This window comes from Cellulomonas sp. Leaf334, assembly GCF_001424195.1.
In the GTDB taxonomy this organism is placed as follows: domain Bacteria; phylum Actinomycetota; class Actinomycetes; order Actinomycetales; family Cellulomonadaceae; genus Cellulomonas.
Map to the genome: position 1 here is coordinate 2,179,403 of NZ_LMOO01000001.1, position 23,700 is coordinate 2,203,102.

At 72.9% G+C, this 23,700-nt stretch carries 24 protein-coding genes and 1 tRNA gene; 15 read left to right on the top strand and 10 right to left on the bottom strand.

Going from position 1 to position 23,700, the window contains the following annotated elements; genetic code table 11:
• Positions 1-113: 113 nt before the first annotated feature.
• From ASF78_RS10110 to ASF78_RS10120, 3 genes are all read left to right on the top strand, one after another.
• Positions 114-296, top strand: coding sequence for a hypothetical protein (locus ASF78_RS10110; RefSeq protein ID WP_056587597.1), 183 nt, complete (start codon positions 114-116; stop codon positions 294-296).
• Between the two features lie 10 nt (positions 297-306).
• Positions 307-834, top strand: a complete 528-nt coding sequence (locus ASF78_RS10115; RefSeq protein WP_056587602.1) for a DinB family protein — start codon at positions 307-309, stop codon at positions 832-834.
• A gap of 227 nt (positions 835-1,061) precedes the next feature.
• Positions 1,062-1,991, top strand: coding sequence for a hypothetical protein (locus ASF78_RS10120; RefSeq protein WP_056587606.1), 930 nt, complete (start codon positions 1,062-1,064; stop codon positions 1,989-1,991).
• On the opposite strand, the gene ASF78_RS10125 is transcribed toward ASF78_RS10120, so the two are convergent.
• From ASF78_RS10125 to ASF78_RS10140, 4 genes are read right to left on the bottom strand one after another with little or no spacing between them, the layout of a single operon-like run.
• Positions 1,988-2,902: a transglutaminase family protein gene (locus tag ASF78_RS10125; RefSeq protein WP_056587610.1), complete on the bottom strand. Its 915-nt coding sequence runs from the start codon at positions 2,900-2,902 to the stop codon at positions 1,988-1,990. The two genes, ASF78_RS10120 and ASF78_RS10125, sit on opposite strands and share 4 nt — an antisense overlap.
• The gene (locus tag ASF78_RS10130) at positions 2,899-5,484 is read right to left on the bottom strand and encodes a circularly permuted type 2 ATP-grasp protein (RefSeq protein WP_056587613.1); all 2,586 of its coding nucleotides are present in this window, start codon (positions 5,482-5,484) and stop codon (positions 2,899-2,901) included. Before ASF78_RS10130 ends, ASF78_RS10125 begins: the two co-directional genes overlap by 4 nt.
• Before the next feature lie 58 nt (positions 5,485-5,542).
• Positions 5,543-5,989, bottom strand: a complete 447-nt coding sequence (locus ASF78_RS10135; RefSeq protein ID WP_156374098.1) for a hypothetical protein — start codon at positions 5,987-5,989, stop codon at positions 5,543-5,545.
• Positions 5,986-6,540, bottom strand: a complete 555-nt coding sequence (locus ASF78_RS10140) for an RNA polymerase sigma factor (RefSeq protein ID WP_056588488.1) — start codon at positions 6,538-6,540, stop codon at positions 5,986-5,988. The genes ASF78_RS10135 and ASF78_RS10140 overlap by 4 nt, the downstream gene beginning before the upstream one ends.
• 131 nt (positions 6,541-6,671) lie before the next feature.
• On the opposite strand from ASF78_RS10140, the gene ASF78_RS10145 reads away from it, so the two are divergent.
• Genes ASF78_RS10145 through ASF78_RS10175 form a run of 7 tightly spaced genes read left to right on the top strand, consistent with a single transcriptional unit; the run spans position 6,672 to position 9,666 of the window.
• The gene (locus ASF78_RS10145; RefSeq protein ID WP_056587621.1) at positions 6,672-7,127 is read left to right on the top strand and encodes an Asp23/Gls24 family envelope stress response protein; all 456 of its coding nucleotides are present in this window, start codon (positions 6,672-6,674) and stop codon (positions 7,125-7,127) included.
• A complete protein-coding gene (locus tag ASF78_RS10150) occupies positions 7,124-7,552 on the top strand; it encodes a hypothetical protein (protein ID WP_200940539.1) in 429 nt (142 codons plus the stop codon). Before ASF78_RS10145 ends, ASF78_RS10150 begins: the two co-directional genes overlap by 4 nt.
• Positions 7,553-7,561: 9 nt before the next feature.
• Positions 7,562-7,741, top strand: a complete 180-nt coding sequence (locus ASF78_RS10155; RefSeq protein WP_056587624.1) for a hypothetical protein — start codon at positions 7,562-7,564, stop codon at positions 7,739-7,741.
• Positions 7,728-8,090, top strand: a complete 363-nt coding sequence (locus ASF78_RS10160; RefSeq protein ID WP_056587626.1) for an Asp23/Gls24 family envelope stress response protein — start codon at positions 7,728-7,730, stop codon at positions 8,088-8,090. The genes ASF78_RS10155 and ASF78_RS10160 overlap by 14 nt, the downstream gene beginning before the upstream one ends.
• Entirely contained in the window at positions 8,087-8,662 is a 576-nt protein-coding gene (locus ASF78_RS10165) for a DUF6286 domain-containing protein (RefSeq protein WP_056587629.1), read from the top strand. Before ASF78_RS10160 ends, ASF78_RS10165 begins: the two co-directional genes overlap by 4 nt.
• Positions 8,659-9,237, top strand: a complete 579-nt coding sequence (locus ASF78_RS10170; protein WP_056587631.1) for a hypothetical protein — start codon at positions 8,659-8,661, stop codon at positions 9,235-9,237. Before ASF78_RS10165 ends, ASF78_RS10170 begins: the two co-directional genes overlap by 4 nt.
• Positions 9,238-9,294: 57 nt before the next feature.
• Positions 9,295-9,666: a nuclear transport factor 2 family protein gene (locus ASF78_RS10175; RefSeq protein ID WP_056587634.1), complete on the top strand. Its 372-nt coding sequence runs from the start codon at positions 9,295-9,297 to the stop codon at positions 9,664-9,666.
• 13 nt (positions 9,667-9,679) lie between these two features.
• Here the strand turns inward: ASF78_RS10175 and ASF78_RS10180 are convergent, their stop codons facing one another.
• Positions 9,680-9,919 (bottom strand): hypothetical protein, encoded by a 240-nt coding sequence (locus tag ASF78_RS10180; protein WP_056587636.1) that lies wholly within the window; start codon positions 9,917-9,919, stop codon positions 9,680-9,682.
• Positions 9,920-9,991: 72 nt separating this feature from the next.
• Between ASF78_RS10180 and ASF78_RS10185 the strand changes: the two genes are divergently transcribed.
• Complete coding sequence (locus ASF78_RS10185; RefSeq protein ID WP_056587638.1) at positions 9,992-10,606, top strand: GNAT family N-acetyltransferase; 615 nt, start codon at positions 9,992-9,994, stop codon at positions 10,604-10,606.
• On the opposite strand, the gene ASF78_RS10190 is transcribed toward ASF78_RS10185, so the two are convergent.
• Positions 10,599-11,369: an ion transporter gene (locus tag ASF78_RS10190; RefSeq protein WP_056587641.1), complete on the bottom strand. Its 771-nt coding sequence runs from the start codon at positions 11,367-11,369 to the stop codon at positions 10,599-10,601. The two genes, ASF78_RS10185 and ASF78_RS10190, sit on opposite strands and share 8 nt — an antisense overlap.
• A 224-nt stretch (positions 11,370-11,593) precedes the next feature.
• Between ASF78_RS10190 and ASF78_RS10195 the strand changes: the two genes are divergently transcribed.
• Positions 11,594-11,914 (top strand): hypothetical protein, encoded by a 321-nt coding sequence (locus tag ASF78_RS10195; RefSeq protein ID WP_056587643.1) that lies wholly within the window; start codon positions 11,594-11,596, stop codon positions 11,912-11,914.
• 185 nt (positions 11,915-12,099) lie between these two features.
• Positions 12,100-13,551: a hypothetical protein gene (locus ASF78_RS10200; protein ID WP_056587647.1), complete on the top strand. Its 1,452-nt coding sequence runs from the start codon at positions 12,100-12,102 to the stop codon at positions 13,549-13,551.
• 94 nt (positions 13,552-13,645) lie between these two features.
• Here the strand turns inward: ASF78_RS10200 and ASF78_RS10205 are convergent, their stop codons facing one another.
• Complete coding sequence (locus ASF78_RS10205) at positions 13,646-17,794, bottom strand: S8 family serine peptidase (protein WP_056587648.1); 4,149 nt, start codon at positions 17,792-17,794, stop codon at positions 13,646-13,648.
• Between the two features lie 385 nt (positions 17,795-18,179).
• On the opposite strand from ASF78_RS10205, the gene ASF78_RS10210 reads away from it, so the two are divergent.
• On the top strand, positions 18,180-18,335 hold the full coding sequence (locus tag ASF78_RS10210; RefSeq protein ID WP_200940540.1) for a zinc-binding dehydrogenase: 156 nt from the start codon (positions 18,180-18,182) through the stop codon (positions 18,333-18,335).
• A gap of 30 nt (positions 18,336-18,365) precedes the next feature.
• Here the strand turns inward: ASF78_RS10210 and ASF78_RS10215 are convergent.
• From ASF78_RS10215 to ASF78_RS10225, 3 genes are all read right to left on the bottom strand, one after another.
• Positions 18,366-18,436, bottom strand: a tRNA-Gly gene (locus ASF78_RS10215).
• Between the two features lie 58 nt (positions 18,437-18,494).
• Positions 18,495-19,481, bottom strand: coding sequence for an aldose epimerase (locus ASF78_RS10220; RefSeq protein ID WP_056587654.1), 987 nt, complete (start codon positions 19,479-19,481; stop codon positions 18,495-18,497).
• A gap of 28 nt (positions 19,482-19,509) precedes the next feature.
• Positions 19,510-21,981 (bottom strand): GH36-type glycosyl hydrolase domain-containing protein, encoded by a 2,472-nt coding sequence (locus ASF78_RS10225; protein WP_056587657.1) that lies wholly within the window; start codon positions 21,979-21,981, stop codon positions 19,510-19,512.
• A 294-nt stretch (positions 21,982-22,275) separates the two neighbouring features.
• Here ASF78_RS10225 and ASF78_RS10230 point away from each other — a divergent pair, with 294 nt between their 5' ends.
• Positions 22,276-23,688 carry a calcium-binding protein gene (locus ASF78_RS10230; RefSeq protein ID WP_056587660.1) on the top strand — a complete coding sequence of 471 codons (1,413 nt, stop codon included), beginning with the start codon at positions 22,276-22,278 and terminating at the stop codon, positions 23,686-23,688.
• Positions 23,689-23,700: the final 12 nt, after the last annotated feature.

Below are 23,700 nucleotides of genomic sequence, written 5' to 3' on the forward strand. Positions count from 1 at the left end.
GCGAGGCGGCCCTTGCTGGCCGGGGGGTAGACGAGCGGCGGCTGGGCGAGGATCGGAGGGGAACTTCGCCCGGCCGCAGCGCTCGCAGCAAGGGAACGACCAGGGGGTCACGAATGATCATCGACGCAGGAGAGCCCGGACGCGACGTCTGGCTCGACACGCGTGACGACGGCTGGATCGCGGGGGAGTTCGTGGCACCCGCAGCGGGGCGCATCGACGAGTCCCCCTACGGGCAGCGAGACCTGCCGGGAACGTCGTGGTTCCTGACGTACTCCGGGTACGAGGGCGACCACTAACCTTCCCTGCATGACGAACGACGAGATCCAGCCCGACACCAAGGACTGGACCTGGGTCCTGGCGCAGCGGTGCCCCGAGTGCGGGTTCACCGCCACCGACGTCGACGGCCCCGCCATCGCCGGCACCGTGCGCGACCTGTCCCCGCGGTGGGTCTCCGCGCTGCACCGGGTGGACGCGCGGCACCGCCCGGACCCGACCACCTGGTCGACGCTCGAGTACGGGGCGCACGTGCGCGACGTCATGCGGATCTTCGGTGCCCGTCTCGATCTGCTGCTGACCCAGGACGACCCCCTGTTCGAGAACTGGGACCAGGACGCGACGGCGATCGAGGACCGGTACGACCTCCAGGACCCGCTCGTGGTCGCCGACGAGCTCGCCGAGTCGGCGGACAGCACCGCAGCGCTGTTCGACTCGGTGGCCGACGACCAGTGGGACCGGTCGGGGCGGCGGTCCAACGGGTCGGAGTTCACGGTGCTGACGCTCGGGCAGTACTTCCTGCACGACGTGGTCCACCACCTGCACGACGTCCACGCCTGACTGGAGCGCTGAGCCGGAGTGCAGCGGAGGGTGGGGGCGCGCCAGCGCACCCGCCCGCAGCGAAACGCAGGCGCAGCGCGACCACGAGAAACTGTCCACAGGTTGTGTCCACAGGCGTGTGCAACACGCCGTAACCTGTGGAAAACCCGCTGACCAGGAAGGACTCGCCGGAACGGCGCGCCGAAACTTCACCCGCTCGCATCACAACCTGTGTACGGTCCTCCGGCATGAGCCTGCCGCTGGTCGACCTGCCCAGGGAGCTGGACGGGCGAAATGTCCTCGTTGTCCCGCACGGCGCGGACGTCGTCGTCCTGGCCACCGCCTGGTTCCCCGACGCCACCTGGGTGCGCGAGCCGGTGAGCGTCGACGACGCGGCGAGGTCCCGCCCGATGACCGGTGCCCGGTTCCGGGGCATCGCCTCGGCCGTCGCCGAGCCGAGCCCCGGTCTGCTGCGGCTGAACGGCGCCGCGTCCCTCGAAGGACCGATACCGGCAGGTCCGTCCACCGCGCGGACGACCGGTCTCGTCGTGCCGGCGGTCGACCTGTACGCACTGGTCCCCGCCGACCCCCGTGCGTCCCTCGACCTCGTCTACGGCTGGATGGCTGCGGCCGCGCGTCGGGTCGCCGGCAGCATCGTCCCCGCGGACCGGGCGCACGCCGTGGTGGTGCCCGACCCCGGGGCGGCGGTCGACCTCACGCTCTGGTCGGCCATGCCGCTGTCCGCGCAGGACGCCCTGCCGCTGGTGCGCCCGGCGATGACGGGTGCGCGCGTCGGACCGACGGACGTCCCGCACCCGCAGCAGTCCGAGGGGACCCCCGGCCCGCCGACGTTCTCCGTGACCGCGACGTTCGAGTACGACGGGGCGGTCACCGTCCGGACCGGCCGGTCGAGCGAGGTGCCCGTCGCCCTGTCCCGGCTCGACTGGCGGGAGTTCGGGCCGTGGTCGTACCACGTGACCTGGATCCCGCCGGAGCCCGAGGAGCTGCGCCAGGAGCACCCGTCGCAGCTGCACCTCATCGCACGGTCGCGGGTCGAGCCGTCGGTCGCGCGCATCGCCGCTGCCCTGTGGCGGGCGGTCGGCGGGACCGTCGTGGACAGCGGCGGGTTCATCGTCACGCCGGGCGAGCTCCAGGACCGGGCGACCGCGCGGCGCTAGGCGAAGGGCTCGCTGCCCGAGGGCACCAGGTCGACCGACACCGTGAGCCGGGAGCCGGAGCCCTCCGTGAAGATGACCCCGCGCAGCGGCGGGACGTCGTCGTAGTCGCGGCCCCAGCCCAGCAGCACGTACCGGTCGTCGACGAGCTGGTCGTTGGTCGGGTCGACCTCCACCCAGCCCGCCCCGGGCACCCACGCCGACACCCACGCGTGCGACGCGTCGGCGCCCCGGAGCTTCTCCCGGCCGGCCGGGGGGCGGGTCTCGATGTAGCCGCTCGAGTACCGCGCGGGCAGCCCGTGCAGGCGTAGCGCGGCGATCATCAGGTGCGCGAAGTCCTGGCAGACGCCCGCCTTCTGCGCGAGGAGCTGGGCCTGCGTGGTGTGCACCGTGGTGGAGCCCGACCGGTACGCCAGCTCGGTGCGGATCCGGTGCGCGAGCTCGACCAGCACCTCGACCATCGGGCGGTCCGTCGCGAACGTCGGGGCCGCCCAGTCGCGGACCTCGTCGGCGAACGTGACGTGCGGCGACGGCAGCAGGGTCTCGCGCAGGTCCACGATGCTCGGGTCCAGCCGGCCGACCTCGCCGGCGGCGACCCGTCGCGCCACCTCGTGCCACCCGACGGCGGGCAGGGTCGCGGGGTCGGGCGCCTGCCGGGTGACCTCGATCGTCGACCGGGACGCGACCACGAGCCGTGTGTGGGGTGTCGTGACGCCGAAGTACGTGGTGCGGTTGCCGAAGTAGTCGACCCACTGGTTGGTGTCCGCGGGGGCCGGCTCGATCTCGACCGACGTCGACAGGCACGACTGTCCGGGGACGTCGCGGGGCGTCATCGTCGTGCGGCCGTAGGAGTCGGTCACCACGTTCGCGTACGAGTACGTGGTGCGGTGGACGAGGTCGTAGGTGCGGCTCACTCGCCACCACCGTCCCGGGCGTCCCAGGGGTCCTCGAGCGCGCGGCTCGGGGAGAGCCGGACGAAGTGCACACGCTCGATCTCGTCGGCCGCGGAGTGCAGCCGCCAGAGCATCGACTCCAGGGTCTCGGCGAGCCGTGCGCGCCGGCCGTCGTCGGTGACGGCGGCGGCGATCGCGACGGGGTCCACCTCGGCCAGCAGGTCGACGACGTCGGACAGCAGGTGGTCGCGCTGGTCCGGTGCCCGGCCGGCCAGGGGGACGAGGGCGAGCGACTCCTGCAGCCGGTCGAGCTGGTAGGCCAGCGAGCGGGGGTTGGTGCCGTCGAGCAGCAGGAGGTCCAGCACCTCGGCCAGGCCGGCACCCGTCTGGTGACGGCGGCGGTACGTGATGGCCGACTCGTGCGCGAGCAGCACCGACTCCAGCACCACGGCGTCGACGTCGGCGGGCCGGCGCTGCACGACCGTCGCCAGCAGGCTCTCGACCAGGTGCTGCGCGCGCTCGATACGCCGGCCCGCGTCGAGGAACTGCCAGCCGACGTCACGCACCAGCCCTTCGGCGGTGATCCCGGCGATGGCCAGCAGCCCTTCGAGCACCTTGTCGAGCGCGGGCCGCAGGCCGGCCGTGACCGTGTTGCCGGCGACGACCCCCAGGTCGAGCGCGTCCCGGCCGTGCGTCCGGCCGCGCGTCTTGCCACGCTCGTCGCGCAGCGCCCGCTCGATGCGCGCCAGCGGACCGAACGTGTCGGTGGAGAGCTGGTCCCGCACGGCGGCCGCCGCGGCAGCGAGCCGACGGACCGAGCGCGCGACCGTCCCCGCCGTCCGCGGGTCGAGGACCAGGTCCCGGAACGACGGCGCGCCCTGGTCGGTGGGCGTCAGCGACGAGATCAGCACGTCGAGCGCACGACCGCCCGCGGACGCCGGCCGCCGGTGGAAGTCGTCCCAGCGGTCGACGACGACGCGCAGCACGCGGCTGGCGTCCTCGGCCCGCTCGGCGTAGCGGCCCATCCAGTACAGGTTCTCGGCGGTGCGCGGCGAGATGCCCGTCGCGGGGCGGCGCGGGGTCGCGACCTCGCCCGCCGCGGACTCGTCGGAGGGCACCGACGGCTCGACGGGCGCGTCCGGCTGCGTGGACAGCACCCAGACGTCCTTCGCGGCGGCGCCCAGGGCCGACGAGACGACGTGCCCCGGCGCGACGCGCGCGAGCCCGCCGGCCAGCACCGTGTACGACCCGCCGTGCGCGACCGCGTACGTCCGCAGCACCGCGGCCCGCGGACCGAGGTCGGCCGGACCGACGCCCTCCGCGGACGGCAGGTCGCTCCCGACGCCCACCGGCGTCCCGTCGACGGTCGGGCCGGCCGGGCCCACGGGCTCCTGGCCCACCCACTGCCACGGCTCCGCGCTGATCCGGGCGGCGAGCTGCTCGCGCTCGCGGTGGCTCAGGGTCCAGCCGAGGATCGTGCCGACGTCCGTCCCCCGGACGGTCGGCAGCACCACGAGCCGCTCGAGGTGCGTCACGACGTGCTGCAGCGACCGCGGCTCGCCGCACCACCAGGTGGGGGCCGACGGCAGGGCGAGGTCCTGGTCGAGCACCGCGTTCGCCAGCCGCGGCAGGTACGTGAGCAGCGCGGGGTTCTCCAGCACCGAGCTGCCCAGGGGGTTGACCACGCTCACGGTCCCGGCACGAACCGCCCGGACCAGCCCGGGCACGCCGAGTCGCGACCCCTGCCGCAGGTCGAGCGGGTCGCACCACTCGGCGTCGACGCGCCGCAGCACCACGTCCACCGGTTCGAGGCCCTCGACGCCGCGCATCCAGACCCGGCCGTCGCGGACCAGCAGGTCGGACCCCTCGACGAGCGGGAGGCCCAGCATCGAGGCGAGGTACGCCTGGTCGAACGCGGTCTCGCTGGACGGCCCGGACGTGAGCAGGACGACGCGCGGCTGCTCGGCGCGCCCGGGGGCCACGTCGCGCAGCGCGAGCCGCAACGCACGGAAGAACGGTCCGAGGCGCTGGATGGAGGCCTGCCGGTACACCCCCGAGAGCACCTGCGAGACGACGCGCCGGTCCTCCATCGCGTACCCGACCCCCGACGGCGCCTGCGTCCGGTCCGCGACCGCGCACCACCCGCCCGCGCCGTCGCGCACCAGGTCGGTCGCGGTGAGCACCAGCTCCCGCCCGCCGGGCAGCCGCAACCCGTCGACCGCCCGCACGAACCCGGGGTGACCGAGCACGACCGTGGGCGGCAGGAGCTTGTCGGTCAGGAGCAGGCGGTGGCCGTACGCGTCCTGCAGGATCGCGTCCAGCAGCTCCGCCCGCTGCACGAGTGCCGCGTCCAGGCGGGCCCACTCCGGCTCGTCGACGATGACGGGCAGGGGGTCCAGGTGCCAGGGGTGCTCCCCGTCCTCGGAGTCCGCGCCGTACGTGACGCCGTGGTCCGCGAGCAGCCGCTCGGCCTCGTCGCGCGCGCGTGCCAGCCCCGGTTCGGTCGGGATGTCCGCGGGGTCGGGGAGCCACGACCAGTCGGCGCGATGGTCGACCGCACCCGACTCGCCCTGCAGGCGGGGGGAGGAGAGCAGGTCGGTCACACAGAGGAGTGTGTCCTACGACGGCGCCGACCGCGGAGGTCGGCACGCAGGTCGGCGGCTACAGCAGGCGCGGGTCGGGGGTGACGTCCTGCACGGAGACGTCGACCCGGATCCGGTCGACGGGCGGGTCGGTGAGGCCCAGCGTCTCGGCGACGGCGGCGGCGGCGAGGCGGCGGACCTCGTCGGCCAGCGGGACCAGCGGGGTGCCGTACAGCGCGATGACCTCGACGGTCAGCCGGTCCAGGTCGTCGTCGGCCGTGGTGGTGCACGTGATCCGCAGGACGCCGACGTCCGGGACCGCGGCGAGCGTCGCACCCACGCGGGCCACGACGACCGTGGACGCCACGAACAGCTCCGCGCCCGGCAGCGAGCCGCGGACCGGGGCGGAGGGTCGGAACGCCCGGACGGCGACCGCGACGACGTCGTCGCGCAGGGCCACCCAGCCGCTGTCGGTGTGCTCGCGCAGCGTCCGGGCAGCCTGTGTGAGCCGCTGTTCCGCGTTCATCGCCACGCCTCCATCCGCTGGATCAGGTGCCCGCGCGCCCGGTGGAGCTGGCCGCGGACCGTGCTCGTCGTCGTGCCGGACACCTCCGCGATCTGGTCGTAGGACAGGCCTTCCACCTCCCGCAGCAGCCACGTCGAGCGCGGCCCCGGGGGGAGCTCGCGCAGCGCCGCGTTCAGCGCGTCGAGAAGGTCCGTGCCCTCGGCCGAGCGTTCCGGGTCGATCGCGTGGCGGTCCACCTCCTCGACCGGGACGAACGGCAGGGGAAGAGCGGTACGAGCCCGCCGGCGTTGCAGGGACCGCACCTTGTGCGCCGTGATGGCGAACAGCCAGGTGCGCAGCGACGACCGGCCCGCGAACTGCGGCAACGAGGTCCACGCGGCGGCGAACGCCTCCTGCACGCAGTCCTCGGTGTCCTGTGGATCATCGAGCATGCGGCGGGCATAGCGATAGAGCGACGGACCATGTCGGTCGACGATCACCCGGAACGCGGCGCGGTCGAGGAGCGCCGCCCGGCGGGCGAGCACCTCGTCCGGGATCTCGTCGGTGTCCATCCCGAGCAGCGTGCGTCCGGCGGCCTCCCGCCGCATCCCGACGGATGTGACCCAGGTCACATCGAACGCCCGTGACGAACCGGGAGGAACAGCGACCAACCCTGTGTACGCATCCGTCGAGAGAGGTCACCATGAGCGAGTCCGCCACGACCGTCACCGCCCCCGCCGCCCGCACCCGGCAGAGCGCGCTCGTCACCGCCGAGGGCAGCACCACGATCGCCGACACGGTGGTCAGCAAGATCGCCGGCATCGCCGCACGCGAGGTCAGCGGCGTGCACTCCCTGGGTGGCGGCACCGCCCGCGCCATCGGCAACCTGCGCGAGCGCATCCCGGGCGCCCGCACCAACCACTCGCAGGGCGTCTCCGTCGAGGTGGGCGAGACCGAGGCCGCCGTCGACCTGGACCTCGTCGCCGAGTACGGCGTGTCCATCGCCGACCTCGCCGACGGGATCCGTCGCAACGTCATCAGCGCCGTCGAGCGCATGACCGGCCTGCACGTGGTCGAGGTCAACGTGACCGTCAACGACGTGCACCTGCCCCAGGACGACGCGCAGCCGGCAGCCCCGCAGGAGCAGCGGGTCCAGTGACCGACGTCCCGGAGCACGTGCCGACGCCGCTGGAGGTCGCGGCGGACGTCGCGCCCCTGCCTGTCGTCGACCCGTCGCCCGCCGTCGACCCGTCGCCCGCCGTCGACCCGGCGCTCGTCGTCGTCATCGACGACGTCGTCCCGGACCCGGAGCCGCTCACCCCGGCCGAGGTCGTCGCCGCGGCCGTGCTGGCGGTCCCCGGCGTCGTCCGCCTGCACGGCGGCCGGTTCGGCGAGCTGGGCACCTACCTGCCCGGCCGCCGGGTCACGGGCGTCCGGATCGACGACGAGGGCACCGAGGTGCACGTCGTCGTCTCCGACCTCGTCCCCGTGCCCGACACGGCGGCGCGGGTCCAGCGGGCCGTCTCCGCGGTCGCGCCCATGCCCGTCCGAGTCCACGTCGAGGACATCGACACCATCGTCTGAGGAGCCACCGTGTCATCTGTCGCCATCGGGCTGTTCGCCGGCCTGCTGCTCGCCCTCGTCGCCGCCGTCGGCGGGTTCGACATGTTCATGCTCGCCCTGCTGCTCGGCGCCGTCGGCGTGGTCGTCGGCCTCGTCGTCGAGGGCCGGATCGACGTGACCAGCCTCGTCTCCGGCCGTGGCCGTGGCTGACGACCGCGGCACGCTCACCATCGCCGACCGCGCCCTCACGCGCATCGCCCGGCAGGTGACCCTCGACGTGCCGGGCGTCGCCCCCGAGGACTCGGCCGGCGCGGTGGAGCGCACCCTCGGCCGCGGGTACCCGCGGGTCCACTGGCAGCGCGCCGGCACGACGGCACGCGTCGAGGTCGAGGTGGCCATCACGTGGCCGTCGTCTGCCGCCCAGGTCACCACCGGTGTCCAGGCCGCCCTGCGCCAGGAGCTGGAGCGCCAGGCCGGGCAGGAGCTCGCCCACGTGAGCGTCGCGGTGCGCGAGGTCGTCCGCGGGCCGTCGGCGCGTCCGGTCGCGAGGGTGCGATGACCACCGTCGACACCCCCCGCGGGTTCGCGCCCGCCGCCGCCGCCACCCGCGCGGGCCGCGTCGCGTGGTGGAGCATCGGGCTCGCCCTGCTCGTCGTCGCCCTCGGCGTCCTCGTCCTGCGGGAGGCGCTCGTCGTCGCCGGCACCGTGCAGGGCGAACCCTGGCTCGCCCCGGCGGTCGACAGCGTCGACGGCGTCACGCCGTCCCCGCTGGTCGTCGTGATCGGCGTCGTCCTCGCTCTGCTCGGTCTGTGGCTCGTGGTCGTCGCGCTGGGCCGCCGGGTCCGCACGCGGCTCGACGTCACGTCCTCGACGGGGACGACGATCGGCATCGCCGACGCCGCCCGGCTCGCCGCGTCGGCCGCCGACGAGGTCGACCGGGTCCTGTCCGCCCGCGCGACCGCCACCCGCCGCTCCGTCACCGTCACGGTGACCACGCTCGAGGGCGACGACGTCTCCGAGGCCGTCCGCGCGGCCGTCACCGAGCGCCTCGCGCCGCTCGCGCAGCCGCTGCCCGTCAAGGTCGTCGGTCGCGTGACCGCCGGTCTGCACGCGGGAGGTGGCCGACGATGAGGCGCTCCGTCCTGGCGTTCGACCGGGTGCTCGTCCTGCTCCTCGGCCTCCTGCTGATCGTCGTCGGCGTCGCCGCCGTGGGCTGGCAGACCGGCTTCCTGGCGTCCGTGTGGCCCGACGTCCCCGACGAGGTCGCCGTCGACTCCGCGCAGGTGACCGAGGCGTCGAGCTTCGCGGTCCTGGCCGGCCTCGTCGGCGGGGCGCTCGTCGTCATCGGGGTCTGGTGGCTGCTGGCGCACGTGCCCCGGCGGTCCGTCGGGTCGCTCCGGCTGCCGTCCGGCGAGCAGCCCGGCAGGCTCGTCGTCGACCCCGGCCCGGCCGTCTCGACCGCCGCGGACGTGCTCGCCGACGATCCCCTGGTCCGCTCCGCGCGCGGCGCGGTGCTGGACGATCGCGGTGAGCTCGTCGTGCGGCTGCGCGCCACCGTCGACCCGGACGCGGACCTCGGGTCCGTGGTCGCCGCGTGCGACCGCGTGCTCGTCGACCTCGCGCACGTGCTGCCCGCTGAGCAGCTGCGCTCGCGTGTGGAGCTGTCCGTGCTCCGTCGCGGGGAGGTCGGGCCGAGAGTGCGCTGAGGTCGCGTCGGTGGTCGGGTGGAGACTCGGGGCCACAACCGAGCGGAGGAGCCACCGATGGGCCGGGATGCTGTCACGGGATGGGTCGAGCGGTACGAGGAGGCGTGGCGGGCGCAGGACGTGGACGCCCTGGACGGGCTCTTCGCACCGGACGCCCGCTACCTGCGCTCGCCGTACGACGCGGAGCCGCTGGAAGGGCTCGACGCGATCAAGGGGTTCTGGGTGGACCCCACGCCGTTCACCATGACCGCGACGGTGGTCGCGGCGGACGGTCCGGACGCGGTGGTCCGGGTGGAGGTCCGGTACGGCGGCGACGAGCCGCAGGAGTACCGGGACCTGTGGGTGCTGCGGTTCGGGCCGGACGGGCGCGCAGAGCTGTTCGAGGAGTGGGCCTACTGGCCCGACAAGACGTACAGCGCCTCGGCGTGAAGCCCGGCTGAGGTCAGTGCAGCAGGGAGATGATCTCCCACGATCCGGGGTCGGGCTGAGCGGCGATCTGCTCGCGGGCGAGCGCGAACGCCTCCTCAGGTGTCGGGACGACGACGCTCGCGTGGAACGTCGTCGCGCTGCTCAGCACGCTGTACAGCGGGCCCAGGGGGTTGCCGTCGTCGTCGCAGTTGCCGACGGCGACGATGAACGCCTGGTGCAGCAGGTCGGGGGCGGAGTCGGTGATGAGCGTCACTCCCTAGACATCGGCACGTCGGAGCCGATCCTGGAACCCGGATTGCTGTGAACGCGTGAGAAAGTCGTGTGCATGCCTGCCGCACCCGGGACGATCCGCCCGTTCCACCCGTCCGACCTCCCGGCGCTCTACCGGATCTGCCTGCTGACCGGCGAGGTCGGTGGTGACGCGACGAGGCTGTACCGCGACCCCGACCTGCTGGGGCACCTGTACGCCGGTCCCTACCCGGTGGCGGACCCGACACTGACGTTCGTGGTCGTCGACGAGCTCGGTCCCGTCGGCTACATCGTGGCGACGGCGGACTCGGCCCGGTTCGAGCAGTGGCTCGAGCGGCAGTGGTGGCCGACGCTGCGCGCCCGCTACCCCGAGCGCGTGGATCCGCACGACGGCACCGAGGACCATGTGGTGATCGGTCGGATCCACGAGTGGGCCGGCGCGGACGAGTCCCTGCTCGACCGGTTCCCCGCGCACATGCACATCGACCTGCTCCCGCGGGCCCAGGGCCTCGGCCTCGGTCGTCGGCTCGTCGAGACCCTCTCGGCGGCCCTGCGCGAGCGTGGTGTGCCGGGCCTGCACCTCGGCGTCGACAGCCGCAACGAGGGCGCCATCGCGTTCTACACGCGCACCGGTTTCGTCGAGGCCGCCCGCCACGACTGGGGCAGGACGCTGACGCTCGACCTCACGTGACGGGGCCGTCCCGGTGCAGGGCGAGCACGCGGTCGACGTCCTCGACGGTGACACCGGGCAGGGCGAGGACGTCCCGCAGCTGGGTCAGGGCGTCGACCGGTTCCGGCGCCTTCTTGTGCGGTGACAGGAACAGGTTGGCCAGGTAGCCGGTGAACGTCCCGAAGATGCCGACGCCGACGACGATGATCATCGCGCCGACCACGCGCCCCGCGTTGGTGACCGGGTACTGGTCGCCGTAGCCGACGGTCGAGATGGTGACGATCGTGTACCAGAGGGCGTCCGACGCGGTCGTGATGTTGGCGCCCGGGGCGTCGTCCTCGATGCGCAGGATCGTGAGGCTGCCGAACTGCAGGACGAGGATGCCCGTGAGCAGCAGGGTGTACAGCGCGCTGCCGGCGCGGTCGCGGATCAGCGTCCGCACGACCTTGCGACCACCGACCTCGCGCATGAGCCGTGCGACGCGGACGAGCCGGAAGATGCGCAGGAACTTGAGCTCGGCGATCGGCAGGCTGGCGAGCAGGTCCGCCCAGCCGAAGTGCCGGAAGAAGTAGTCCGAGCGCGACGGCGCCGTCGCCAGCCGGTAGCTGAAGTCGAGCAGGAAGATGACGCTGAAGATCGCGTTCATGATCAGCAGGACGTTCTGCAGGTCTTCGTCCTGCCGGGTGAGGACGACGAAGAACAGGTTGACGATCGACAGCAGCGACAGCGCGCCGATGAAGAGCTCGTACCCGATGCCCTTGAGCTCCCTGCGCGGCGCGGCCACGGCAGGAGTCTGGCACGCGGTCGTGGGCCCGTCGGGCTGTTCGCCGAGTGTGTCGTCAGCGGGTGGGTCACGGCATTCGTGTGACGATGGTCAATGACTACTTGACTCTGCCGGGTGAACGCGTCACCCTGTGTACGACGTCGCAGGGTCGGGACTCCCAGGAGGGTGGGGGATCCCGGCCCTGCGCGCATCGACCAGGGGCCGGCGCAGTAGTGTCGCGAGTCGTGAGCGACCGTCCAGACCCGTCCACCGCAGACCTCGTCGCCGTGGTCGTCGCACGCCTGATCGGTCCCGACTCGTTGCCCCTGCAGATCCGGGGCGGGCAGTTCGTCGACGAGCGCGAGGTGGCCGAGCTCCTCGACGCGATGCGCGCTCTCGTCGGCCGGTTCACGGACGAGTCGGCGGTGCCGAAGGAGCTCGCGCTGGCGACGGTCGGGACAGCGACGCGGTTCGAGAACGCCCAGTACCCGCAGGAGCAGCAGGACCGGCTCGAGGACCTCGGCGCGGAGGTCGAGCGGCTCGCGGAGGAGATGTTCGGCACCTGACGCGGTTGTTGCCCCGGACACGTGTCAACGACAGACGCACGGGGAATGGACACGTGTCACTCTTCCGGGTGGAGCCGAACGATTGTCGGATCTGTCCAGATCTTCCGTTGAGCCCGATGTGTCCCTACCGTGGTCCCGGGCCGCACCGCCGCGACCCGCTCGCCCGCCCTGGAGGGTCCCCTGCGATGCCCGACGCCACGATCGACCCCGTCTCCTCCCACCCCGCTCAGGCCGCGCTCAGCCGCCGGTCGTTCCTCGTCCTGACCGGAGCGGCCGCCGCCGTCGCCGCGAGCGCGACGAGCGCCACCGCGGGTGGGCTGCCCGCCGCCGGCCCGGTCGCCGCGCACGGAAGCCCGCACGGTCACCCCCACGGCAGCCCCGCCGCCGCGCGCCGGGCAGCCGTCGCGTTCCTGCAGAGCGCCACCGACGCGTACCCGACGCTCAACACCGGCGCCCGCCTGCCCCAGAGCTACGCCGACGAGCTCGGTCTGTTCAGCACCGCGTTCGTGTACGACAGCGCCCTCGCCGTCATCGCGCTGCTCGCCGACGGACGCCGCAGCGCGGAGCAGACGGCACGCACCATCGGCGACGGCCTGATCTACGCCATGGAGCACGACCCCGGCTACTCCGACGGCCGCCTGCGGCAGGGCTACAACGTCGGCCCGTACACGTTCTACGACGGCAACCCGCAGCCGTACGGGTTCGTCCTGCCGGACGGCTCGGCGAACATCGGCTGGCAGTTCGGGTTCCTCGGCACCGCCGTCGGCGACATGGCGTGGCCCGGGATGGCGCTCGCCCAGCTCTTCGCCCGCACCCGCGACCGCCGGTACCTCGACGCCGCCGTCCGCATCGGCACCTGGATCACCACCACCACGTGGTCCACGCAGCCGCTCGGCGGCTTCTCGTTCGGCGTCAACGGCGCGAACGAGCCGGTGCCCAACGGCTCGACAGAGCACAACATCGACTGCGTCGCCTTCTTCACCATGCTCCGCGAGCTCACCCGCAGCAAGGCGTGGTCGAAGGCCGCCGACCACGCGCGCGCGTTCGTGGACCGCATGTGGGACCCGGCCCAGGGCACCTTCTGGACGGGGACCAACGACGGCATCGAGATCAACAGGTTCCCGGTGCCGCTCGACCCGGCGACGTGGAGCTGGCTCGCGCTGCGCGAGAAGCGCTACGCGGGTGCGCTCGACTGGGCGGGGTCCGCGCTCGCCGTCACGGACGACGCGAGCTCTCCGACGTCCCAGCTGCCCGACGGCGAACGGCTCTCCGGCGTCACGTTCAGCACGGCGAGCCTCGTCTCGACCGCGCAGTACAACGGGATCACCGTCCACCCGCAGGGTGTCTGGCTGGAGGGCACCGCCCAGCTCGCGACGTCGCTGGCCGACCGCGGCCGCCGCGGCGACAAGCGCGCGGCGGACGGCCTGCTCGACCAGGCCCGGCACGCGCAGGACGTGCTCGGCGTCGGTCAGCACCTGGGGGGCGTAGAGGTCGACGGCGGGATCGTCGCGGCGTCCAGCCTCCTCGACTCCGGGTTCGGGTTCGGCTACTTCCAGGTCCAGCACGTCGGCGCGACGTCCTGGTTCGTCTTCGGGGACCTCGGCGCGAACCCGATGCGCCTCGACCGCCGGAGCTGACCGAGCGCCGGTAGCGCTCAGCACCTGACGTCGCAGGGTCGGCATCTCCAGGACTGTGGAGATGCCGACCCTGTGCGAGCGTCGGAGGTCGGGCTCAGTCGTAGGTGCGGAAGTACCCGAAGGCGTCGACCACCAGGTCGGTGTCCGACGAGGCGGCGTAGAACGTGTCCTTGCCCCCGGCACCCAGCCGCAGGACGGCGAGGTTGGCCTCGTCGCGGCCGGGCACCAAGTTGATGCTCGACACCTCCGGCAGCGTCGCCGGGACGGTGGTCGGGAACGCCCGCACGTGGGTGAGCCGCCTCGGGCCGACGCCGGCGATGTTCAGGACCGCAGCGGTCGCGTCGGCCGGCACCACGGCCCCGGTGACCTTCAGGTCCGCCGGCACGCCCGAGCGCAACGGGCCGGTGAACCCGAGCTCGGCACGCGTGTCCGCCAGCCGGGTCGGGGTGACCGGGACGAACCCGTTGTCGCCGGTCGCGGTGTAGTAGCCGGCGACGTCCGCGACCAGGTGGGTCGCCGCGGCGCTGACGTAGAACCGGACGCGGCCGCCGTCGCCGACCTTGACGGTCACCAGGTTGGCCTGGTCCCGGCCGGCGTACAGGTTGAGGTTGGAGACCGTCGGCGGGGTCGGGTCGGCACCGGGATCGGGCGTCGGGTAGGCGCTGACGTAGCAGCGGCCGGCCACGGACGTGCCCGTGACGTTGAGGACCACCGACGACGCGTCGACGGGGACGTCACCGACGCCCGCCACGCGCAGGTCGACCCAGTGACCGCCGGTCACCTGCCCCTTCGCCACGCCCGTTCCGTCGCGGGTGTCCATCACCCGGGTCGGAGCCAGCGGCTCGAACGCGGTCGCGCCGCCGGGGGAGTAGTAGCCGGCGACGTCGACGATCAGGTGGACGGTGGGGCCGTCGGGCATGAGGGTGACCGACCGGTCGGCGCCGACCTTGACGGTGACCAGGTTCGGCTGGTCGACACCGGGTACGACGTTGAGGTTCGACACCACGGGCGCCGCGCCCGAGCCGGTGGGGAAGACACGGATGTTCCCCATCGAGGCCTGACCGACCGACGTCACGGTCATCACCACGGACGTCGCGTCGGCGGGGAGCCAACCGAGATCCAGGCGCCGCTTCTCGCCGGAGCGCACGATGCCGTACGCGGCGGTCATCGGATCCCGGGTGTCCAGCACGCGCCACGGATCGATGGGCGTGAACCGCGACCCGCTCGCGGCCACCGTGAACCACGTCCGCGCCGGCGCAGGCTGGACCGTCCCGGAGGTGTCCACGAGACCGGAGACGACCACCTCGTAGTGCCCGCCGGGCACGAGGTCGGCCGACGGTGTCAGCCGGATCGTGCGTGTCCCGACGTCGTACGTGCGGCTGGACTGCACCGCTGCGCCGACGGCGTCGACGAGCCGGACGGAGGTCGGTGTCACGGACGACGCCTCGATCGGTGCCTCCAGCCTGACCGTCACCGTCGGACGGACCGCGACGCCCGACGCGTGCGGGGCGGGCGTCAGGCCTCGGACCCAGCCGTGGCCCGCGGTGTGGTCGGGATCGAGCTGATGCATGACGGACACCCCGGCGGCCACCGAGACGATCTCGGCCGTGCCGTCGTCGTCCAGGTCCACGACGGTGATCTGCTCGCGGTACGGGACGGATCCGCCGCTCCAGTGCGCAGGAAGCCCGAACCGGTCGGGTGAGGTCAGCGTGCCGTCGGGCTTCTGGTACCAGATGTGGACGATGTCCTCGTCGACGTTGTCGACGACCACGTCGGCGAGGCCGTCGCCGTCCACGTCGGCCACGGTGAGGGGCAGGGCGTCGACGCTCGAGCTGCCGACGCCGTAGGACGCGGGCGGACCGAATCCCCCGCCGGGGACACCGGGGTGGACCCACAGCAGCGCACGTCTCCGGTCCGTCCGCACGACGTCGGGGTGCCCGTCCCCGGTGAGGTCGGCGACCGCGACGTCACCGTCCTCGACGCTCACCGCCGGCAGGTCCTGCGACTGGTAGGTCCCGTCCGCGAGCTGGCGGTGCCAGGTGCTCGACCCGATGACGTCGACGCGGCCGTCGGCGTCGACGTCCCCGGCCCTCGCCCACCGCCAGGTGTGCTGGAAGGCCGGGCCGGACGTGAAGTGGCCCGCCCCGTCGTTGAGCGCGACGGTCGTGCTGTAGGTCGGGTAGGGGAACGGGGCGGTCGACGGGAGGAGGCTGGTGAGCACGAGGTCGACGTGCCCGTCGTCGTTCATGTCCGCCGCGACGACGTCCTCGCCCTTCCCGCCTCCACCGACGACGTCACCCGGTGACAGGTGGCCGTCCGACTGCAGGAACGTCCGGAATCCCTCGTCCCACGACGTGAAGCCGCGACTCCGGGCGTAGACGAGGTCGTCGTCCCCGTCGCTGTCGAGGTCCGCGACCGCGACGGCCCACAGTGCGCCCTCGCCGGTGGGCAGGGGGTCCGCTGCCGTGGTGCTCTCGGGCCCGAGGCGTCCGTCGCCGAGCCCCGGGAGCACCACGATCCGGGCGGGGGTGCCGGCGGTCGAGGCCACGTCGAGGATGCCGTCGCCCGTCAGGTCCCCGACGCCGAACTTGCCCGTCATCCGCTCCACCTGCACGGACGACGAGACGAACGCCGTGCGCGCAGGGGTGTCGCTGACGGCGATGCGATAGCTCAAGGGAACGGCTGCTCCGCCCGCTGTGGACACGCCGATGTAGAGGGGCCCGGCCGCCGCCGCGGCCATCGTGATCGGTGTGCCCGGCACCCGACGGTCGATCGAGCCGACGATGCTGCCGGACGCGTCGCGGACCTCGACGGTCGGCTCGAACGCCGCCCCGGCCACGGTGAGCGAGTACAGGCCGCGGGCGGGTGCGTCGAACCGGTACCAGTCCACGTCGCCCTCGGGGGCGAGGGTGGCGTCCGCTCCGGATGCAGGCAGCGCCCGCGCTGTGTCTCGCGTGTCGTCGCTCGCGCCGGGGTCGCCCGCGACGCGGACCAGCGGGACGCGGGGTGCGGCCGGGGCGGCGTCGCCGAGCGTGATCGCCGCCGCAGCGTCCACGATGCCCGACCCGAACCACGGGTCCTGCCCGCGGGGGCCGGCGTCCTGAGCGGTCTGCACCAGCCGTTGCTCGACCTCCGCCGGGGTCAGTGCCGGGAACCGGCCACGGACCAGGGCGGCGACGCCGCTGACGACCGCCGCCGCCGACGACGTGCCCTCGAGCCCCAGGTGCTGGCCCGGTGCGGCGAGCGTGACCGAGTCGCCCCAGCTGGTCGACGGGAGGGACATCGCGTGGTTGCTGGCGGAGACCGACAGCAGGCCGGCGATCTCGGGGGCGTAGGCCGCGGGGTACTGCGGTGCCTCGGTGCCCTCGTTGCCCGCCGCGGCGACCACCACGACACCTGCCGCCGTCGCGGCCGTGATCGCGTCCCGGAGCACCGGCGACGTGGCCGGGCCGGCGATCGACACGTTCACGACGTCGGCCCCCTCCGTGACCGCGCGGGCGATGCCCTGGGCGAGCCGGGAGTCCGGCGTGCGCCGCTGCTGGTCCAGGACGCGAACCGGGAGGACCCGCGACCCGTGGGCGACACCCGCCGAGCCGATCCCGTTGTCGGCGCGGGCGGCGACGATCCTCGAGACGGCCGTGCCGTGATGGGACTGGGTGAGCTGGGGATCCGGCTCGGCGGGCACGAGGTCGATGCCCGGCAGCACCGCCTCGGCGAGGTCCGCGTCCGTGGCGTCGGTGCCCTCGTCGACCACCGCGACCACCGTGCCCACTCCGCTGCCCGCGTCCCACGCCCGCGGGAGGCGGACGGACTCGACCTGGGCACGCGTGTACGTGAACGAGCTGAAGGCCAGCTCGGGGTCGGACGGCCAGCCGGCTGCCTCCCGCACGTGGTCCAGCTGCACGGCCGACACGCCTGCCGCCCCCCGCAGCTCCGCGGCGACCGCGGACAGGTCGGTGCGGGTGACGGTGAGCAGGCGCCAGGTGGTCGCCCCGACGGCCCCCGCGTCCGTCGCGCCGACGGCCGCGCGGGCGGCTGACGTCTGGTTCGCGGTCGCGCCGTCGGCGAAACGGACGAGCACCCGACCGGCCGCCTGCTCGCCGACGGCGTCGTCGGAGGCCTCCGCCGCGGCAGGCACGACAGCCGCCGGCAGCCCGGCGACGTGCGCAGACGCGGGTGCCGGCACGAGCGCCCCGACGAGCACGAGGGAGCCGACGAGCGGACGAGCGACGCGTGCGTGCATAGGTGGTCTCCGTGCTCCGTGCTGCGCGGTGACCACGACACGGTCCGCGAGGGTGGCGCCAACCTAGCGCCGGACACGAGCCGTCCGTGGGCGCTTCACCCGATGGGATGAGCGCGCGGTCGGCGTCGGTGCCGATCGTGTTCCGCCGACAACCACGCTGGTGCCGATGGCGAGCCCACTAGCCTCGCGTCCATGAGGGCTGCGGTGCACACCAGGTACGGACCCGTGCGCGACGTCGACGCACCGGTCCCACGCGAGGACGAGGTGCTCGTCCGGGTCCACGCCACCACGGTGAACCGGCCAGAACCCGCTCCTCGCGCTCGTCACCAGGCTGCTCCCCGGCAGGACCGTGGTCTGCCCCCTGCCGCTGGACAGCCAGGCGGTCGTGAACCACCTGAGGCACCTGATCGAGTCGGGGACGTTCCGGCCCGTCGTCGACCGGTACTACCCGTTGGACCGGATCGTCGAGGCCTACCGGTACGTCGAGACCGGGCAGAAGATCGGCAACGTGGTGATCGAGGTCGCGCCGGTCCACGGATGACCGTCCGCGCGACGTCGGTGGGGCGATGGGAGCGGGTGACGAGAATCGAACTCGCGCTATCAGCTTGGGAAGCTGAAGTTCTGCCACTGAACTACACCCGCGTGGACCGACGGATCGGTCCGGAGAGAGAGCATACCCGGATGGCTGGGACGAGCGAACTCAGGTCCGCACGGTCAGCGTGAACGCCCCGCAGCGCTCCTCGCCGGGCTCGAGGACGAAGACACCCGTGCCCTGCACCCCGGCGTCGTGCAGCGCGAAGCCGTCGTTCACGTTGGTGACGGGCTCCACCGCGAAGTACGGGCGCTTGCGGGGCGCGTACAGGACGAGGTGGGCGTACACGGGGTCGACGTGCAGGTCCACGTTCACGCCGAGGTCCTGGTAGCTGATCCGCACCGGTGCGCCGGGCTCCCACGCGGTGAGCACGTCGTCGATGAAGGACGAGGTCAGCGGTCGGGCCACACGGAAGTCGGCGCGCTGCGGGACGGTGCCCGCCGGACCCGACGGGAGGGCGTTGACCAGCGCGTAGCCCTTCTGCGCGGGGACCTCGAGCACCGGCTGGCCCGGGGTCGGGGGCGCCGACGTGCCGAGCGGCGACAGCGTGCGCTGCAGGTACGGGTGGTGCCCGAAGCCGGCGGGGAACGGTTCGAGGTCGACATTGCGCACCGCCGTGCCGACGGTGAGCTTGTGACCGCTGAGCGCGTAGGTGATCTGCGCACGGAACCGCCAGGGGAAGTTCACGCCGACGAGGCCGGTGGTGTCGAGCTCGAGGACCACGCGGGTCTCGGTCAGGTCGGTGACCGTCCACGCCGAGTGCCGCGCGGCGCCGTGGATGGCCGTGCCGTCCGCACCGTTGCGCTGCAGCTGCCAGGTCCGGCCGCGGAACGGGAGCACCCCGTCCCGGATCCGGTTGGACCACGGGACCATCGGGAAGCTGGAGCACTTCTCCGCCTCGCCCGTCGCGGTCGGCCGGGTCGGGCGCAGCAGGTCGCGCCAGACCCCGTCGGACGTGCGGATGCGACCGCCCGCGAGGGCGCCGCCCGTGGCGGGGAGCACGTCGAGCTCCCACCGGTCGTTGCGGAGCGTGATCAGGCGCGTGTCGACGTCGAGAGGCGACGTAAGCGCTTCGACTTCCTGGAGCGCAGTCATCAGAGCATCCCGTCAGCCCCCTGCGGGGTCAGACGGTGACCTCGACGCGGACGACCGAGCCCTCGGCGGCGTACGGGACGAGGTTGCCCTCGACCGGGGTGCCGTCGACGGTGAGGCGCCCGCGGGCGCCCTCGGTGCCGGAGTTGGTCACGTGGATCTCGTACGTGGCGCCGCGGGCGACGCGCGTGACGGTGAACGACGGGACGTCCGGGCCGATCTGCGGGTCGACGACGATGCCGTCGTAGTCGGGCCGCACGCCGAGCAGGTACTGGGAGACCGCGACGAAGTTCCACGCCGCAGTACCGGTCAACCACGAGTTCTTGGCCTCGCCGGCGCGCGACGCCTCCTTGCCCGCGATCATCTGCGCGTACACGTACGGCTCGAGCTTGTGCGTGTCCGAGATCTCCTCGCGGTACGCCGGCGTGATCCGCTTGTAGTAGTCGAACGCCTTGGCGCCACGGCCGACCACGGTCTCGCCGATGATCACCCACGGGTTGTTGTGGCAGAAGATGCCACCGTTCTCCTTGTACCCGGGCGGGTACGTGGAGACCTCGCCGAGCTCGATCTGGTACGTGGTGTACGCCGGGTACTGGAGCACCAGGCCGTGCGGGGTGCCCAGCATCTCGCCGACGGAGTCCAGTGCCTTGATGGCGGGGGACTCGTCGTTCAGGCCGTCGACACTGTCCACGCCAATGCCCGCCATGACCGCGAAGCCCTGCGGCTCGATCCAGATCTTGCCCTCGGGCTTGGCGTCCGTGCCGATCGGGTTGCCGTAGTAGTCGTACGCGCGCAGGAACCACTCGCCGTCCCAGCCGTGCTCGAGCACCGCGGCCCGGACCTCGTCGACGACCTTGCGGGCCTGCGAGGCCACCTCGGTGAGTCCCCGCCGCGACGCCAGCTCTGCGAACTCCGCGCCGTACAGGACGAACTGGGCGGCGATGAACACCGACTCGGCGTGCCCGCCCGCCTGGTTCTCGGTGGTCTGGAACGACTCGCCGGGGGTGGTCGAGAAGCAGTTGAGGTTCAGGCAGTCGTTCCAGTCGGCGCGGCCGATGAGCGGCAGGCCGTGCGGACCACGGTTGTCCACCGTGAACTGGAACGAGCGGACCAGGTGCTCGAACAGCGGGACCTCGGAGCCGGGCTCGTTGTCGAACGGCACGGGCTCGTCGAGGATCGCGACGTCGCCGGTCTCCTTGATGTACGCGGCCACGCCCGCGATGAGCCACAGCGGGTCGTCGTTGAAGCCCGAGCCGATGTCGTTGTTCCCACGCTTCGTCAGCGGCTGGTACTGGTGGTACGCCGAGCCGTCCTCGAACTGCGTGGACGCGATGTCGATGATGCGCTCGCGCGCACGCTCGGGGATGAGGTGCACGAAGCCCAGCAGGTCCTGGTTGGAGTCGCGGAAGCCCATCCCGCGGCCGATCCCGGTCTCGAAGAACGACGCCGAGCGCGACATGTTGAACGTGACCATGCACTGGTACTGGTTCCAGATGTTGACCATCCGGTCCAGCTTCTCGTCGTCCGACTTCACCGAGTACGTGGACAGCAGGCCGGTCCAGTGCGCGCGGAGCTGCTCGAACGCGGCGTCCGTCTGCTCCGTGGTCGCGAAGCGGCCCAGCAGCGCGTGCGCGCGCTCCTTGTTGATCACCTGGTGGGCGTCGTCGGCCCACTTCTCCTCGTCGGGGTTCTCGACGTAGCCGAGCACGTACGTCAGCGCGCGGGACTCGCCCGGAGCCAGCGTGAGGTTCACCGAGTGCGAGCCGATCGGGTACCAGCCGGAGGCCACCGAGCCGGTGGACGCGCCGCTGCGGGGGACGGTCGCCTCGCCGAGGCCGTTGTAGGCGCCCACGAACGTGTCGCGGTCCGTGTCGAAGCCGTCGGCCCGCGTGTTCACGCCGTAGACGGCGTAGTGGTCGCGGCGCTCGCGGTACTCGGTCTTGTGGAACACGGCCGACCCGTAGGGGCCGTCCTGCTCGACCTCGACCTCGCCGATCGACAGGTTGCGCTGGTAGTTGGTCTGGTCGTCCTGCGCGTTCCAGAGGCAGAACTCGACGAACGAGAAGAGCGTGATCGTCTTGCTCTCGTCGGAGGTGTTGGTGACCGTGACCTTCTGGATCTCGGCGGTCTCGCCGATGGGCACGAAGAACAGCGTCTCGACGGAGATCCCGCGGCGCTCACCCGTGATGCGCGTGTAGCCGAGGCCGTGCCGCGTCTCGAAGTGGTCCAGGTCCGCCTTGACCGGCAGCCACGACGGGGTCCACACGTCGCCGCCGTCGTTGACGTAGAAGTACCGGCCGCCGGCGTCCGCGGGGATGTTGTTGTACCGGTAACGAGTGAGGCGGCGCATCTTCGCGTCGCGGTAGAACGAATAGCCACCGGACTGGTGCGAGATGAGCGAGAAGAACTGCTCGGACCCCAGGTAGTTGATCCACGGATAGGGCGTGTGAGGCGTCTCGATGACGTACTCGCGTGCCTCGTCGTCAAACTGGCCGTACCGCATGGACTTGCCCCTCGAGTGCTCGGCAGTGGCGCCCGCGGCTCGTCGACACCCGCTGCAGTGCGGGACGCGTCGTCGCCGGCGCTGTTCGGTGTGCGATGTGCATGTGCGAGAGCGCTCCCACGCAACTCTCGGACGAGAGCATAGCCGCCCGAGTCGCGTGGCGGAACGGACGAAGCGATTCCTGCGCCGACCCCGGTCGGGCCCGCCCGAACGTGCAGGTCCGCAGGAACGAAACTTTTCGCAGACCGGCAAGCCCCTACGGTGCTCACCATCTGACACGTGGGGAGCTCGACGATGAGACGGACCCGGCTCGGCCTGACCCTGGCGACGGCACTGGCCGCCGTCCTGCTGCTCGCAGCCCCGGCGTCCGCGGGCGACGTCCACCGCGAGGAGTTCGGCCGGGCGCTGGGCCCCGGGTGGGAGGTCCTCGGGTTCAGCAGCGACCCCGTCGCGTCGACCCGCGGTGGCACGATCACCATCGGCGAGGAGACCCTCGTCATGCTGCGGGAGTACGCCGCCCCGTCGGAGTGGACCGGCGCGGCGGGCCGGCTGACCGGCTGGGACGTCGACTTCCGCATGCGGCTCGGCGCCGACTCGACGCGACCGTGCCTCGACGAGACCGGAACCGCGCCCGCGACGACGCTCTGGGTGGGCGACACCCTGGACCTCGTGCAGATCGGGTTCGGCCCCGGCGAGCTCTGCCTCGCCTACCCGTACGAGGACCGCGAGGTGATCGCACTCGACACCCACCGGTGGCACCGGTACCACCTCGAGGCCCGCGGGCAGCACCTGCGGCTGACCGTGGACGGTCGGACGGTGCTCGACCGGACCCTCACGGGACGCGGCGCCGGCACGATCGCGCTCGGCTTCGAGACGCACCAGGGCAGCTCGAGCTGGGACTACGTCCGCTACGACACCTCGCCGGGGCACGCCTGCACGATCCGGGGCACCGACGGCCCCGACGTCCTCGTCGGCACGCGTCGCGCCGACGTGATCTGCGCCGGGGCCGGCGACGACCGGGTCTCGGGACTCGGCGGTGACGACGTGCTCGTCGGCGGCGACGGCGACGACACCCTGCTCGGCGGGGACGGCCACGACCTGCTCCAGGGCGGCTGGGGCTCCGACGTGCTCGACGGCGGTGCCGGCAGCGGTCGTGCCGAGGGTGGCCAGGGGGCGGACCGGTTCGTCACCGGGGCGTCGCCGGACGGCGCCCACCAGCTCGTCGGGGGACCCGGGCACGACGTCGTCGACTACAGCGCGCGCACCGGCCCCGTGACCGTGACCCTCGACGGGATCGGTGGCGACGGGGAGCCCGGTGAGGGGGACTCGGTCGGGGTGCCCGCCCCGTGGAGCTCCTCGCCGGACATCGAGGAGGTCGTCGGCGGGCACGGGGACGACGTGCTCACCAGCATCAGGTGGCCGGTGACGCTCGAGGGCGGGCCGGGCGCCGACGTGCTGCGCGGCAGCGGCAGCCACGACACGCTGCGCGGCGCGGACGGGGTCGAGGGGAACGACCGTCTCGACGGTGGCGACGGCAGGGACACCTGCACGGCCGACCAGCTCGACACGATGATCTCGTGCAACGACCAGTTCCCGTGGCCACCGCTCCCGACGCCCACGCCGACGCCGAGCACGTCCGCCGGTGCGACCGCACCGTCGCGGGTGCTGCCGACGGTCGCGCCCGCGTCGTCCACCGGCGAGCGGTAGACGGACGCGGGC